14 protein-coding genes are annotated in these 13,100 nt (G+C 61.0%); 10 read left to right on the top strand and 4 right to left on the bottom strand.

What is annotated here, in order from left to right:
- The first annotated feature begins 238 nt into the window (after window positions 1-238).
- The 4 genes from ACA055_RS22015 to ACA055_RS22000 all read left to right on the top strand — a co-directional run bounded on the left by ACA055_RS22015 (window position 239) and on the right by ACA055_RS22000 (window position 4,558).
- Window positions 239-952, top strand: a complete 714-nt coding sequence (locus ACA055_RS22015; RefSeq protein WP_497680566.1) for a GntR family transcriptional regulator — start codon at window positions 239-241, stop codon at window positions 950-952.
- Window positions 949-1,947: an ADP-ribosylglycohydrolase family protein gene (locus ACA055_RS22010; protein WP_497680565.1), complete on the top strand. Its 999-nt coding sequence runs from the start codon at window positions 949-951 to the stop codon at window positions 1,945-1,947. Before ACA055_RS22015 ends, ACA055_RS22010 begins: the two co-directional genes overlap by 4 nt.
- Window positions 1,948-2,169: 222 nt before the next feature.
- Entirely contained in the window at window positions 2,170-3,636 is a 1,467-nt protein-coding gene (locus ACA055_RS22005; protein ID WP_497680564.1) for a purine-cytosine permease family protein, read from the top strand.
- The gene (locus ACA055_RS22000) at window positions 3,629-4,558 is read left to right on the top strand and encodes a PfkB family carbohydrate kinase (RefSeq protein WP_497680563.1); all 930 of its coding nucleotides are present in this window, start codon (window positions 3,629-3,631) and stop codon (window positions 4,556-4,558) included. The genes ACA055_RS22005 and ACA055_RS22000 overlap by 8 nt, the downstream gene beginning before the upstream one ends.
- A 116-nt stretch (window positions 4,559-4,674) precedes the next feature.
- Here the strand turns inward: ACA055_RS22000 and ACA055_RS21995 are convergent, their stop codons facing one another.
- The 3 genes from ACA055_RS21995 to ACA055_RS21985 all read right to left on the bottom strand — a co-directional run bounded on the left by ACA055_RS21995 (window position 4,675) and on the right by ACA055_RS21985 (window position 5,776).
- Window positions 4,675-5,055: a Rho termination factor N-terminal domain-containing protein gene (locus ACA055_RS21995; protein ID WP_497680562.1), complete on the bottom strand. Its 381-nt coding sequence runs from the start codon at window positions 5,053-5,055 to the stop codon at window positions 4,675-4,677.
- Between the two features lie 70 nt (window positions 5,056-5,125).
- Entirely contained in the window at window positions 5,126-5,383 is a 258-nt protein-coding gene (locus tag ACA055_RS21990; protein ID WP_497680561.1) for a hypothetical protein, read from the bottom strand.
- A 54-nt stretch (window positions 5,384-5,437) separates the two neighbouring features.
- The gene (locus ACA055_RS21985; RefSeq protein ID WP_497680560.1) at window positions 5,438-5,776 is read right to left on the bottom strand and encodes a hypothetical protein; all 339 of its coding nucleotides are present in this window, start codon (window positions 5,774-5,776) and stop codon (window positions 5,438-5,440) included.
- A 218-nt stretch (window positions 5,777-5,994) separates the two neighbouring features.
- Between ACA055_RS21985 and ACA055_RS21980 the strand changes: the two genes are divergently transcribed.
- The 6 genes from ACA055_RS21980 (at window position 5,995) to ACA055_RS21955 (ending at window position 11,875) form a co-directional block, all read left to right on the top strand.
- Window positions 5,995-6,477 (top strand): GNAT family N-acetyltransferase, encoded by a 483-nt coding sequence (locus ACA055_RS21980; RefSeq protein WP_497680559.1) that lies wholly within the window; start codon window positions 5,995-5,997, stop codon window positions 6,475-6,477.
- Between the two features lie 198 nt (window positions 6,478-6,675).
- A complete protein-coding gene (locus ACA055_RS21975; protein ID WP_497680558.1) occupies window positions 6,676-7,668 on the top strand; it encodes a 2-dehydro-3-deoxygalactonokinase in 993 nt (330 codons plus the stop codon).
- Window positions 7,669-7,687: 19 nt separating this feature from the next.
- On the top strand, window positions 7,688-8,308 hold the full coding sequence (locus ACA055_RS21970; RefSeq protein ID WP_497680557.1) for a 2-dehydro-3-deoxy-6-phosphogalactonate aldolase: 621 nt from the start codon (window positions 7,688-7,690) through the stop codon (window positions 8,306-8,308).
- A 46-nt stretch (window positions 8,309-8,354) separates the two neighbouring features.
- On the top strand, window positions 8,355-9,503 hold the full coding sequence (gene dgoD, locus ACA055_RS21965; RefSeq protein ID WP_008152275.1) for a galactonate dehydratase: 1,149 nt from the start codon (window positions 8,355-8,357) through the stop codon (window positions 9,501-9,503).
- A gap of 197 nt (window positions 9,504-9,700) precedes the next feature.
- Entirely contained in the window at window positions 9,701-11,011 is a 1,311-nt protein-coding gene (locus ACA055_RS21960) for an MFS transporter (protein ID WP_497680556.1), read from the top strand.
- Window positions 11,012-11,071: 60 nt separating this feature from the next.
- Entirely contained in the window at window positions 11,072-11,875 is an 804-nt protein-coding gene (locus tag ACA055_RS21955; RefSeq protein WP_497680555.1) for an IclR family transcriptional regulator, read from the top strand.
- Here ACA055_RS21955 and ACA055_RS21950 read toward each other — a convergent pair whose 3' ends face one another.
- Window positions 11,876-12,928: an NAD(P)-dependent alcohol dehydrogenase gene (locus ACA055_RS21950; protein WP_497680554.1), complete on the bottom strand. Its 1,053-nt coding sequence runs from the start codon at window positions 12,926-12,928 to the stop codon at window positions 11,876-11,878.
- Window positions 12,929-13,100 lie beyond the last annotated feature (172 nt).

The raw sequence follows: 13,100 nt of genomic DNA, 5'->3' as shown, positions 1-13,100 counted from the left end.
AGCGGGCTTGCTCGCGAACGCAATCTGTCTGACACATAGATATTGGATTTGCCGACGCCTTCGCGAGCAAGCCCGCTCCCACATTTAACCTGTGCTGTTCACAAGGTTTGTGTGCAACAGGAGAGCCCTGTGGGAGCGGGCTTGACCGCCTAGAGGTTCCTTCTTAAAGCACATCCTTCCGTCACTTCCCTTAAATATTCCTTGCTCGCCTCAACCCGTTTCGGTTATCAATTTGTACATGATTAGACAGGTACGATTTGACAAGAAACAACGGGTGGTCGACGAACTCATCCGGCGCATCGAAAGCGGCCTCATGGAGGACGGTTTTCTGTTGCCGGGCGAGCATCAGTTGGCTCAAGAATTCAAAGTCAGCCGCGGAACGCTGCGTGAAGCCCTGGCCGAACTGAAACGGCGCAACTACATCGCGACGCAAAGCGGGGTAGGGTCCATCGTCACCTTCGACGGTGTGGTGCTCGATCAGCGCAGTGGCTGGGCTCAGGCTCTGGCCGACAGCGGCGCGCTGATCAACACCGAAGTGCTGCGGCTGGAGGCGGTTACCCGCCCCGATCTGCTGTCGCGTTTCGGCACGGACCAGTTCATCACCCTCGACCGTCGTCGCCGTTCCAATGACGGCACGCTGGTCTCCCTCGAACGCTCTTTGATGCCTGCCACCGGAGGCCTGGAAAGCCTGCCGCGCGTGGGTTTGATCGATAACTCCCTGACCATCACCCTGGCCGCCTACGGCTACATTGGTGAGCGTGGCGATCAATGGATCGGCGCTGAACCGTTGAACGCCGAAGACGCCGAACTGCTGGGCCGTCCGGTCGGTACCGTATTCCTCAAAGCCTTGCGCACCACCTACGATCGTCAAAACCGCTTCATGGAACAGGTCGAAAGCCTGCTCGACCCCGTGCACTTTCGTCTGCACTTGCAATTTGGAACGCCACAATGACCGCGCTCAATCGTGCTTTGGGCGCGTTCTATGGACTGGCCCTGGGCGATGCGCTGGGCATGCCGACCCAGTCCCTGAGCCGCGCCGAAATCAAGACTCGCTTCGGCGAGATCACCGATCTGGAAGATGCCGGCCCGGATCAACCGATCGCGGCGAACATGCTCAAAGGTTCGATCACCGACGACACCGAGCAGGCGATTCTGGTCGGTCAATTACTGGTTGAAGGGGAGGGCCGGATCGAACCGGCGCTGCTCGCCCAACGGCTGATTCAATGGGAGGCCGAGATGCAGGCCAAGGGCTCCCAGGATTTGCTCGGTCCTTCGACCAAACGTGCCATCGAGATGATCCTCGCCGGGCATTCGCCGGAAGAGGCGGGGCGCTACGGCACCACCAATGGCGCGGCGATGCGCATCACCCCGGTGGGGATTGCGACGGATGTTGCCCATCCTGAACGCTTCATCGACGCGGTGGTGCAGGCTTGCCAGGTCACCCACAACACCACACTGGGGATTTCCAGCGCGGCGGCGGTGGCGGCGGTCGTCTCGGCCGGCATCAACGGCGTGGACCTGGGTGAAGCCTTGAACCTGGGCCAGCACATCGCTCAGCAAGCGGAAAGCCACGGTCACTGGGTGGCAGGCGGACGTATCGCCTCGCGCATCAGCTGGGCGCGGACCATCAGCGTCGACAGCGACAAGGTGATGCTGGCGGATTTGATGTACGACGTGATCGGCACTTCGGTGGCCTCACAGGAGTCGGTGGTGGTGTCGTTTGCCCTGGCCCAGCAAGTGGCCATTGGCGAAATGAGCGCCTTCGAAGCGCTGTGCATGGCAGCGAGTCTTGGTGGCGACACCGATACCATCGCCGCGATTCTCGGGGCGATGCTCGGGGCTTGTCTGGGGCTTGAGAGTTGGCCTGCCGAGATGATCGAAAAGGTCAAATCCGTCAATGAGCTGGAGCTGGAACCTTTGGTAAAAGGGCTTTTGGCTTTGCGTTGACCGGACTGACGCCATCGCGGGCAAGCCCGCTCCCACAGGGATAGTGCAAATCTCAAGGTACACGCCGTACCTGTGGGAGCGAGCTTGCTCGCGATAGGCGCGCCGCGTATTTGAATTGATAACCCCGCAATGGATCGCACGGACTTGGCCAGGACTGCCGGGATGTTGTGTCGACTTCCGTCATTGCCCACAACCACAACAAAGGCAACAGGAGCATTTTTCATGAGTTCATCAAATACCGGGCAAATCGCCGGGCAACTGGAAACCCGCGGTATCGAACCGGTGCCGGAAGCCGAGTGCAACGGTCATCCGCTGCAACTCTTCTGGGTCTGGTTCGCCGCCAACATTTCCATCCTCGGTCTGCCGCTGGGCGCGACTCTCGTGGCGTTTCGCGGCTTGGCGATCTGGCAGGCGATCATCGTCGCGATCCTCGGTGCCGCCGGTTCCTTTGCAGTGGTCGGGATCATTTCCATCGCCGGCCGTCGTGGCCGCGCACCGAGCCTGACCCTGTCGCGAGCGATCTTCGGCGTACGCGGCAACATCGGCCCGACCCTGGTCTCGCTGATGTCGCGTCTGGGCTGGGAAACCGTCAACACCACCACTGCCGCGTTTGTGTTGCTGTCGCTGTGCTCGATCCTGTTTGGCTCGCCCGTGGAAGCCAAAAGCGCTCCTGTCCTGACCTTGGTCTTTATCGCGATTTTCGTGTTGCTGACGCTGTCGGTTTCCGGCCTCGGTCACGCCACATTGCTGGTGATCCAGAAATGGGCGACCTACGTGTTCGGCGCGCTGAACATCCTGGTGGGCGGTTTCCTCTGCGCCACCATCGATTGGAGCGCGGTGTTCAACGCCACGCCAGCACCGTTGAGCGCGATGATCATCGGCGTCGGCACCATGGCCGCTGGCACCGGGATTGGCTGGGCGAACGCCGGTGCGGACATGTCGCGCTACCAGCACCGCAGCGTCAAAGCCGTGCGCCTGGTGGCGTCGGCGGCGTTCGGTGCGGGGATTCCGTTGGTGCTGTTGATTACCCTCGGTGGCTTGCTGTCGGTGGGCAACAACGACCTGGCCTCGGCCACTGACCCGATCATCGCGATCCGCGACATGCTGCCGACCTGGATGGCCGTGCCGTACCTGATCACCGCGTTCGGCGGGTTGCTGCTGTCGAACAACCTGTCGGTGTACTCCGCGGGCCTGACCACGTTAACCCTTGGCCTGAAGGTCAAGCGCGTTTATGCGGTGGTGGTCGATATCGTCGCGATCTTCGCCGGTTCGATCTACTTCATGCTGATCGCCGACAGCTTCTACGGCCCGTTCATTACCTTTATTTCCCTGCTGGCGGTGCCAATCACCGCGTGGGTCGGGATCTTCGTGGTCGACCTGATTCACCGTCATTACTACAGCCCCACGGACCTGCTGGACGTCAGCCCGAGCAGCGCCTACTGGTATCGCGGCGGCGTCGAGTGGCGCGCGTTCGGTGCGTGGGCGGTGGCGATCGTGCTGGGTTTCAGCTTCACCACCATTGGCACCACCGAACAAAACGTCTGGTTCCGCGGCTTCCTGTCCGACTCCTGGCTGGGTCATAACGGCCTTGGCTGGATCGTGACGTTCCTGGTGGCCGGCGGGATTTACTTTGTACTCGGCGGGGCCAAGGATCGTCGCGCTGCGCTGACTGAGAACGCTCATGCCTAAGATGTTGCACACCGGCCAGGTCATGATCGACCTGGTCATGGCCGTGGATAAACTGCCTCAGTCGGGCGGCGACGTGCTGGCGCAGTCCGCCAGTTTCGAAGCCGGGGGCGGTTTCAATGTGATGGCCGCCGCTCAGCGCAATGGTTTGCCGGTGGTTTACCTCGGTCGCCATGGCACCGGCCGCTTCGGCGACCTGGCCCGCGAAGCGATGCAGTCTGAAGGTATTCGGATCGGCATCGTTCACCGGGCCGAACGGGATACAGGATTGTGCGTGGCCGTGACTGATGCCTCGGCCGAGCGCAGTTTCATTTCCTACATCGGCGCCGAGGGCGAGCTGACGGCCGAGGACCTGGCGAGCGTGCCGGCCGAGGCGGGTGACTATGTCTACGTCAGCGGCTACAGCTTGCTGCATGGCGGCAAAGCTCAGGCGTTGGTGGATTGGGTGCTGGAGTTGCCGACCGGAATCAACGTTGTGTTCGATCCGGGGCCGTTGGTGGACTCGCCGGACGAGCCGCTGATGAAGGCCTTGCTGGCGCGCATCGATCTATGGACCAGCAACAGTGTCGAGGCGTTGCGGTTTACCGGGGCAACCGATATTGGCGAGGCGCTGGACCGGTTGGCCGATCATCTGCCGGCCGGGGTGCTGATGGTGGTGCGCGATGGACCGCAAGGGTGTTGGATCAGCCAGCGTGGTGACCGTCGGCATGTTCCGGGATTCAAGGTCGAGGCGGTGGACAGCAACGGCGCCGGCGATGCTCATGCCGGGGTATTTGTGGCCGGATTGGCACAAGGATTGGCGCCGGTTGAAGCGGCGCGGCGGGCCAATGCGGCTGCGGCGCTGGCGGTGACCCGGTGGGGGCCGGCGACTTCACCGGGGGCGGCTGAGGTGGATGCGTTGATCAGCAAGACCTCCGGCGCCTGACCCGCCGCCTTCGCGAGCAAACCCGCTCCCACACTGGATCTGTGAACGACAAAAATCCAATGTGGGAGCGGGCTTGCTCGCGAAGACGCCATAAGATTCAACAAAAGATCCTGGCCTCAACCCGCCTTGCGCAACGCCTCGATCAACTCCTGCTTGCGCATACTGGAACGCCCCGGAATCTTCTTCGCCGTGGCTTCCTTCCTCAAACTGTCCACGGTCTGAGTATCGCGCGAAGCCTTGCTGTTGCGCGAATGACCTTCACGGCTGGCCACCGCGCGCCGGGCTGATTCCTTGCGATCTTCGGACTTGGCACTCGCCGGTTTCCTGCGCCCCGAGCCCCCGCTGCGTTCACCACCACCCGATTGCTTGTTCACCGTCGCCCAGGCGCGCGTTTGTGCTTCATCTTTCGAGATGCCTTTTTTCTCGTAGCTGTCTTCGATGTGCTCGGCCTTGCGCTTCTGTTCGGCGGTGTATTTGTCTTTGCTTCCACGAGGCATGGGATTTCTCCTGCTGCTTGTAGAGTCAGGCAAACGGTCGCAGCCGCGCACGACTACGACCTGATTCGTCTTACTGAATGTCCAGCTTGCGCGCCGCTTCAACCCCGGCGGCACTGAGTTTGATCGGCAGGTTCAACGAGTGCTCGCCGGCCTCATTGCAGATCACATGACCGTGCTGGATCAGCCCGCGTTCCTCCAATGTGGCGAGGGTACTGGCCACGATTTTCTCCCCCCGGTAATTGTCCAGAACCTCCTTGCCCAAACCACTGGGGTGGGCGTGCAGCAGGCGGGTCAGGACTTCTTTTTCCAGGTTTTTATCGACGTTCATGGTTACCTCTTTCATGGCTGTGGATAGGTCTTGCTCGTCGCTCGCGTGGGCGAACTATTGGCTGGCACCGCCTTCGGAACCCGAACCACCGGTGGTGGTTTTGGAGCCGACGCCGGTGTCGGCGTTATCGGGTGTGCGGGTGTCCGGCATGTTCATTCCACCTTGACGGCCCGCATCGTTGCCCTGGGTCCGTGGGTCGGTGCCCGTGGACGGAGGCAGGCTGCTGTCGACACCCGTGCCGTTGGTGTTCATGCCGGGGGCGCTCTGGATGGCGGGGGCTTTCGGTTTCTCGACCGGATCGGTCGGGCCGGTGCCGGAGGCAGTGGTGGCGGCGAAGGTGGCAGAGGACAGCAGCGTGGCGAGAGCGAGGGCGGTCAATCTGGACATGATCATGGTGTCGTCTCCATGTGATTAGAGTCCTTACCTGATATTGGTCCGCCCCGACCGGGATTGGTGCCTGATTAACGACGGGCGGTTCAGGTCTGCTGCGGTAGTAGCTGTGAGGCATGGAAAAAGTGTGGGATCGGGCTTGCCTGCTTCTCCATGAAAGTGTGACGAGCGCGGTTTGCCGACTTAGTATGGCGTTTTCCACTTTTGACGAAGGCACGTCCATGACGATCGACATCCGCCCGGCGACCCCCAGCGATGCACCGCAAATTCTCGCGTTCATCACTGAACTGGCCGACTACGAACGTGCCCGCCACGAAGTCATCGCCAGCGTCGCCGATATCGAGCGCAGCCTGTTCAGCGAAGGTGCCACCGCCCATGGCCTGATCTGCCTGCGCGACAGCTTGCCGATCGGCTTCGCGGTGTTCTTCTTCAGTTATTCCACGTGGCTGGGCAGCAACTGCCTTTACCTCGAAGACCTCTACATCACCCCGGAACAACGCGGCGGCGGGGCGGGCAAAACCTTGCTGCGCCACTTGGCGAAAATCGCCTGCGCCAATGATTGCGGCCGCTTCGAATGGAGCGTGCTGGACTGGAACAAACCGGCCATCGAATTCTACAAATCCCTTGGCGCGCAGCCGCAGGAAGAGTGGGTTCGATATCGGATGGATGGCGCGGTGTTGAGGGAGTTTGCCGAGGGCACATGATCTCCCGCAGTATCTATTAAAGATCGCAACCTTCGTTAGCGCCTACGGATTGAGGTAGGTGCTACCGAGCGTTGCGATCTTTTTTTGTTTGTTTTTTATTATCCCAATATATGGGAGTGATATTTATATATTGAGATTTAAGCGTATCCTGGTTTATAGTCCAGCTCACTCACTGCCAATAAACAAAACAGGTGAACGATGCTGGCGCAATTGATCGCGCTCGACTGGGGGACAACCTCATTACGTGCTTACAAACTCGCCGTCGGTGGCCAGGTGCTCGAACAGCGTTCGCTGTCATCGGGGATCATGCAGCTGCCCAAGACGCCGCGAATCATCAACGGTCAGGCATGCGCCGACGGTTTTGAACTGGCCTTCTCTGATGCCTGCGGTGACTGGCTCGACGAGCAGCCCGACCTTCCGGTGATCGCCTGCGGCATGGTCGGCAGTGCCCAGGGCTGGCGCGAAGCGGCCTACCGCGACACGCCGGCGAACGTCGCCAATCTCGGAACATCCCTACAAACGATTCGCAGTCTTCGCGGTGTCGACGTGCACATCGTGCCGGGCGTGATTCAGCGTTCGCGTCTGCCAAACGTGATGCGCGGCGAAGAAACCCAGGTCCTCGGTGTTCTGCAGAGTCTGCCGAACGAGGAGGGCGGTGATCTGTTGATCGGCCTGCCGGGCAGTCATTCGAAATGGGTAGAAGTGGCCGATGGCTGCATCGTGCATTTCGATACCTTCATGACCGGCGAAGTCTTCGCCGTGCTCAGCGAACACAGCATTCTCGGGCGCACCCAACAGCACGGCGGGTCTTTCGATGGCCAAGCGTTTGATCGTGGCGTGCAAGTGGCGTTGTCGGCGGACGGTGAAATCGGTCCGCTGTCGACGTTATTCAGCGCACGCAGCCTGGGGCTGACCGGCGAACTAAGCGCCACGGCTCAACCGGACTATCTCTCGGGCCTGCTGATCGGTCATGAACTGTCGGCGCTGGCCAGCGTTCAGCGGCGTCGGCGCAACAGCGTCCACCTGCCTTCGATCATCCTCATCGGTAATGCCCAACTCTGTACGCGTTACAGCCGGGCCCTCGACGCCTGCGGCTTTGCCCGGGTGACCCTGGCCGAGCAGGCTACTGAACGCGGGTTGTGGCAACTGGCGGTTGCCGCCGGCCTGATCAAACCCACCCCATCTCGTTAAACCTGACTGGAGGTCTGACATGCTCAAGCAAGCACTGGCGCAAAACGGTCTGATCGCGATCTTGCGTGGCCTGCGTCCGCAAGAAGCGGCGGCCATCGGTGAAGTCCTGTACACCGCCGGATTTCGCGTCATCGAAGTACCGCTCAATTCCCCTGAGCCGTACGAAAGTATCCGCATCCTGCGCAGTACCTTGCCCGCCGATTGCCTTATCGGCGCCGGCACGGTGCTCACGCCGGAGCAGGTTGACCAAGTGAAAGCCGCGGGTGGCCAGGTGATCGTCATGCCCCACAGTGACGCCAAGGTGTTGCGGGCGGCGAAGGCGGCCGGTTTGTACCTGTCACCCGGTGTCGCCACCCCGACCGAGGCCTTCGCGGCACTGGCCGAAGGTGCGGATGTGCTGAAAATGTTCCCGGCCGAGCAGATGGGCCCGGCGGTCGTCAAAGCCTGGCTTGCGGTGCTGCCTGCGGGAACGATTCTGGCGCCGGTCGGCGGGATCACACCGGACAACATGCAGGTGTTCATCGAGGCCGGCGTCAAGGGTTTCGGCCTCGGTTCCGGGCTGTTCAAACCGGGCATGACCCCGGAGCAAGTGGCGGCCAATGCCAAGGCTTATGTCGCTGCCTGGAAAGCCCTTCGCTAAGACTTTTTGGCGCTGCGAGCGCTGCATCTAATAAGAGAGGCAACAGATGAAAATTACCAAACTGACCACCTTTATCGTCCCGCCGCGCTGGTGCTTCCTCAAGGTCGAAACCGACGAGGGCGTGACCGGTTGGGGCGAACCCGTGGTCGAAGGCCGCGCCCACACCGTCGCCGCTGCCGTTGAAGAATTGTCCGACTACCTGATCGGCAAAGACCCACGCAACATCGAAGACATCTGGACCGTGCTTTACCGCGGCGGCTTCTACCGGGGCGGCGCGATCCATATGAGCGCACTGGCCGGTATCGATCAAGCGCTGTGGGACATCAAGGGCAAAGCCTTGGGTGTGTCGGTCAGCGATTTGCTGGGCGGCCAGGTGCGGGACAAGATCCGCGTCTATTCGTGGATCGGTGGCGACCGGCCGGCAGACACCGCTCGCGCGGCGAAAGAAGCGGTGGAGCGTGGTTTTACCGCGGTGAAAATGAACGGCACTGAAGAACTGCAATTCCTCGACTCCTTCGAGAAAGTCGACCTGGCCCTGGCCAACGTCGCCGCCGTGCGTGATGCGGTGGGGCCGAACGTCGGCATCGGCGTGGACTTCCATGGCCGGGTGCACAAACCCATGGCCAAGGTGCTGATGAAGGAACTCGACCCGTACAAACTGATGTTCATCGAAGAGCCGGTGCTTAGCGAAAACTACGAAGCGCTGAAGGAGCTGGCGCCGCTGACCAGCACGCCGATTGCTCTTGGCGAGCGACTGTTCTCGCGCTGGGATTTCAAACGTGTGCTCAGCGAAGGTTACGTCGACATCATCCAGCCCGATGCGTCCCACGCCGGTGGCATTACCGAAACCCGCAAGATCGCCAACATGGCTGAAGCCTACGACGTGGCGCTGGCACTGCATTGCCCGCTGGGCCCTATTGCCCTGGCGGCGTGCCTGCAACTGGACGCGGTCTGCTACAACGCGTTCATCCAGGAACAGAGCCTGGGCATCCACTACAACGAGAGCAACGACCTGCTGGATTACGTCAAGGACCCGCGGGTGTTCGACTACGACAAAGGCTTCGTGAAAATCCCCAACGGCCCGGGCCTGGGCATCGAAATCAATGAGGAATACGTCATCGAACGCGCGGCCGTCGGCCACCGCTGGCGCAACCCGATCTGGCGTCATGCCGATGGCAGTTTTGCCGAGTGGTGAGTTCTCTCTGACACCACGGTTCCAATGTGGGAGCGGGCTTGCTCGCGAAGACGGTGGCACATCTTGCATCGATGTCGGCTGACACACCGCTTTCGCGAGCAAGCCCGCTCCCACAGTTTGATCTCCATGGACAGGGGGATCTGCGTTTAGACGCGATTTTTGATCGACCTCAATAAACATAAAAAGAGGCACTCCTCATGCAACCGCAAACCCTCACCGGGCAGGCGTCGTTGGTGACGCCCAGTCGCAAGCGTTTTTTCATCATGGTCCTGCTGTTTATCACCGTAGTGATCAACTACCTGGACCGCAGCAACCTGTCGATTGCCGCCCCGGCGCTGACCAGTGAACTGGGCATCGATCCAATCCACGTCGGCCTGATTTTCTCGGCGTTCGGCTGGACCTACGCCGCCATGCAGATCCCTGGCGGCTGGCTGGTGGATCGGGTGCCGCCGCGCATCCTTTACAGCGTCGCACTGCTGCTGTGGTCGATCGCTACGGTGATGCTCGGCTTCGCCGCGAGTTTCATCGCGCTGTTCGTGCTGCGTATGGCGGTTGGTGCGCTGGAAGCACCAGCGTATCCAATCAACAGCCGTGTCGTGACGACCTGGTTTCCGGAGCGCGAACGTGCCACCGCCATCGGTTTTTATACTTCCGGGCAGTTTGTCGGTTTGGCATTCCTCACGCCGGTGCTGGCGTGGCTGCAGCATCAATACGGCTGGCACATGGTGTTTGTCAGCACCGGTGCGGTGGGCATCATTTGGGCGGTGATCTGGTACGCGGTGTATCGCGAGCCGCGAGATTTCAAAGGCGCCAACGATGCTGAAATCGAGCTGATCCGCGAGGGCGGCGGGCTGGTGGATATCCAGGCCGAGACGGCCAAGGCCAAGGCGAAATTCAGCTGGATCGACCTCGGCATCGTTCTGAGCAAACGCAAACTCTGGGGCATTTATCTGGGCCAGTTCTGCCTCAACTCGACGCTGTGGTTTTTTCTGACGTGGTTCCCGACCTACCTGGTGAAATATCGTGGCATGGACTTCATCAAGTCCGGCCTGTTGGCGTCGCTGCCGTTTCTCGCCGCCTTCGTCGGTGTGCTCTGTTCGGGGTTCTTTTCCGACTGGCTGATCCGCCGCGGCTACACCGTGGGTTTCGCCCGCAAGTTGCCGATCATTGGCGGCCTGCTGATTTCCACTTCGATCATCGGCGCCAACTTCGTCGAGTCGACGCCTCTGGTGATTGCCTTCCTCGCGTTGGCGTTCTTCGGTAATGGATTGGCCTCGATCACCTGGTCGCTGGTTTCAACACTGGCGCCAGCGCGTTTGCTCGGGCTGACCGGCGGGGTGTTCAACTTCATCGGCAACCTGTCGGCCATCACCACGCCCATCGTTATCGGTTTCCTCGCCACCGGTGATTCGTTTGCTCCGGCGATTACCTATATCTCGGTTCTCGCATTGATTGGCGCACTTTCCTACGTGTTGCTGGTCGGCAAAGTCGAGCGTATCAAGTTGTAGTCGTAGCCGTCGGGCGACCATAATGCCGCCCGTTCACTCGCTCAACGGTAAAGGCTGGATATGCAGGAAGACGCCCCAAAAATCGCCAAGGATGCCGCGCCGACCGGCACCCAGACACTGCTTCGTGGTTTGGGTGTGGTTCAGGCCGTGGCCAGTGGTGCCCGCGATCTCAAGGAGATCGCCCGGCTGATCGGCACGACGCGCAGCACCACCCATCGACTGGCCAGTTGCCTGGTGGACGAGCGCTATCTGCGGGTGGTGCCGCAAGTTGGCTATCTGTTGGGGCCGAAGCTGATCGAACTGGGTTTCCAGGCGCGCGAAGAATTGCCGTTGGTGACCCTCGCCGGACCGTATCTGGATGAGCTGTCGGCATTGACCGGCGACACCATTCACCTGGCGATCCGCGAGGGCGATGAGGTGCTGTACCTGCACAAGAATCCGGGACGCAATGGTCCGGAAATGCGTTCGCGGGTCGGCCATCGCATGCCGTTGGCGCGTACCGGGATTGGCAAGGCGTTGATGCTGGATGACACGCAGGAAGAATGGCAGCGGCTGTATGAAGTCAGCCTGCCGGCGGGTGGGAAAAATCTGTTCTGGCCGCAACACCCGGAGCAGTCCTGGGAGCAGTTTCAGCAGCGCATGATTGAATACGTGGCGGGTGGTTACGCCTTCGATCTGGAAGACAACGAACCGTCGATCCGCTGCGTGGCGGCGCCGATCCGCGATGCCAGCAAGCGCATCGTCGCCGGCATCAGCATCGCCAGCACCGTGCCCTACATGCCACTGGAAAAAATGGCCGAGCTGATTCCCCTGATCAAAGGGGTCACGGCTCGGCTGTCGGCAGAGCTGGGTTTGAAGGTCTGATCAGACCTTCAGCGTTGCCATATCAATGACAAAACGGTACTTCACGTCACCGGCAATCATGCGCGCGTAAGCCTCGTTGATCTGGCGGATGTCGAGCATTTCGATGTCGCAGGTGATGTTGTGCTCTGCGCAGAAATCCAGCACTTCCTGGGTTTCGGCGATGCCGCCGATCAGGGAGCCGGCCAGCACGCGGCGACTCATCACCAGTTTGCCGGCATGCACCGGCGGGTCCACCGGTTCGATCAGCCCGACCAGAATGTGCACGCCGTCGAAACGCAGCGTATCGAGGTAGGGATTGAGGTCGTGCTGCACCGGAATGGTGTCCAGCAGGAAGTCGAAATGTCCGGCCGCGGCCTTCATCTGCTCGGCATCGGTGGACACGATCACGTGGTCCGCGCCCTGACGACGACCTTCCTCAGCCTTGCTCGCCGAGCGGGTGAACAGCGTCACCTCGGCGCCCATTGCCTTGGCGAACTTGATGCCCATGTGCCCGAGGCCGCCCATGCCAAGAATCCCGACCTTGTCGCCTGCCTTAACGCCGTAGTGCTTGAGCGGCGAGTAGGTGGTGATGCCCGCGCACAGGATCGGCGCGGCGCTGGCCAGGTCGAGTTTTTCCGGGATGCGCACCACGAAGTGCTCGCTGACCACGATGCTGTCGGAGTAGCCGCCCATGGTGTTGCTGCCATCGACCCGGTCCGGAGTGGCGTAGGTCATGGTCGGACCTTCGAGGCAGTATTGCTCGAGGTTCGACCGGCAGGCTTCGCAGCTGCGGCACGAGTCGACCATGCAGCCGACGCCGACCAGATCGCCAACCTTGTGCTTGGTGACGTTCGCACCGACGGCGGTAACTTTGCCTACGATCTCGTGGCCGGGCATCAGTGGGTAAACGGCAATGCCCCACTCGTTGCGTGCCTGGTGGATGTCGGAATGGCAGACGCCGCAGTAGAGAATATCGATCGCAACGTCGTCGGCCCGAGGGCTGCGGCGTTCGAATTTCACGGGGGCGAGGGGGGTGGTGGCTGACTGGGCGGCGTATCCGATGGCGGTGTACATGAGGAACCTCGCAAAAGCAGTGACAGGTGAGGTGGGGAATTCTGGGCGCCGCACCTGTCACCGGCCATGGCGATTCCTCCGGGTGTCATGCCTAATCCTCCGGCATCAGCGTTTGATTGGTCGCATTGGCAATCAGACCTGCGATGATGCTTTCATGCCTTTTTTCGCGACT

It is taken from the genome of Pseudomonas sp. LBUM1657, assembly GCF_059716075.1.
Note: the sequence above shows the minus strand (reverse complement) of the source record. Positions and strands in the feature narration are given on the sequence as shown.

Coding starts and splice junctions, on each gene's coding strand:
- ACA055_RS21990 (WP_497680561.1), bottom strand. CDS start 5,383: ATGAACGTCGATAAAAACCTGGAAAAAGAAGTCCTGACCCGCCTGCTG.
- ACA055_RS22000 (WP_497680563.1), top strand. CDS start 3,629: ATGCCTAAGATGTTGCACACCGGCCAGGTCATGATCGACCTGGTCATG.
- ACA055_RS21980 (WP_497680559.1), top strand. CDS start 5,995: ATGACGATCGACATCCGCCCGGCGACCCCCAGCGATGCACCGCAAATT.
- ACA055_RS21995 (WP_497680562.1), bottom strand. CDS start 5,055: ATGCCTCGTGGAAGCAAAGACAAATACACCGCCGAACAGAAGCGCAAG.
- ACA055_RS22010 (WP_497680565.1), top strand. CDS start 949: ATGACCGCGCTCAATCGTGCTTTGGGCGCGTTCTATGGACTGGCCCTG.
- ACA055_RS21960 (WP_497680556.1), top strand. CDS start 9,701: ATGCAACCGCAAACCCTCACCGGGCAGGCGTCGTTGGTGACGCCCAGT.
- ACA055_RS21970 (WP_497680557.1), top strand. CDS start 7,688: ATGCTCAAGCAAGCACTGGCGCAAAACGGTCTGATCGCGATCTTGCGT.
- ACA055_RS21950 (WP_497680554.1), bottom strand. CDS start 12,928: ATGTACACCGCCATCGGATACGCCGCCCAGTCAGCCACCACCCCCCTC.
- ACA055_RS22015 (WP_497680566.1), top strand. CDS start 239: ATGATTAGACAGGTACGATTTGACAAGAAACAACGGGTGGTCGACGAA.
- ACA055_RS22005 (WP_497680564.1), top strand. CDS start 2,170: ATGAGTTCATCAAATACCGGGCAAATCGCCGGGCAACTGGAAACCCGC.
- dgoD (WP_008152275.1), top strand. CDS start 8,355: ATGAAAATTACCAAACTGACCACCTTTATCGTCCCGCCGCGCTGGTGC.
- ACA055_RS21985 (WP_497680560.1), bottom strand. CDS start 5,776: ATGATCATGTCCAGATTGACCGCCCTCGCTCTCGCCACGCTGCTGTCC.
- ACA055_RS21975 (WP_497680558.1), top strand. CDS start 6,676: ATGCTGGCGCAATTGATCGCGCTCGACTGGGGGACAACCTCATTACGT.
- ACA055_RS21955 (WP_497680555.1), top strand. CDS start 11,072: ATGCAGGAAGACGCCCCAAAAATCGCCAAGGATGCCGCGCCGACCGGC.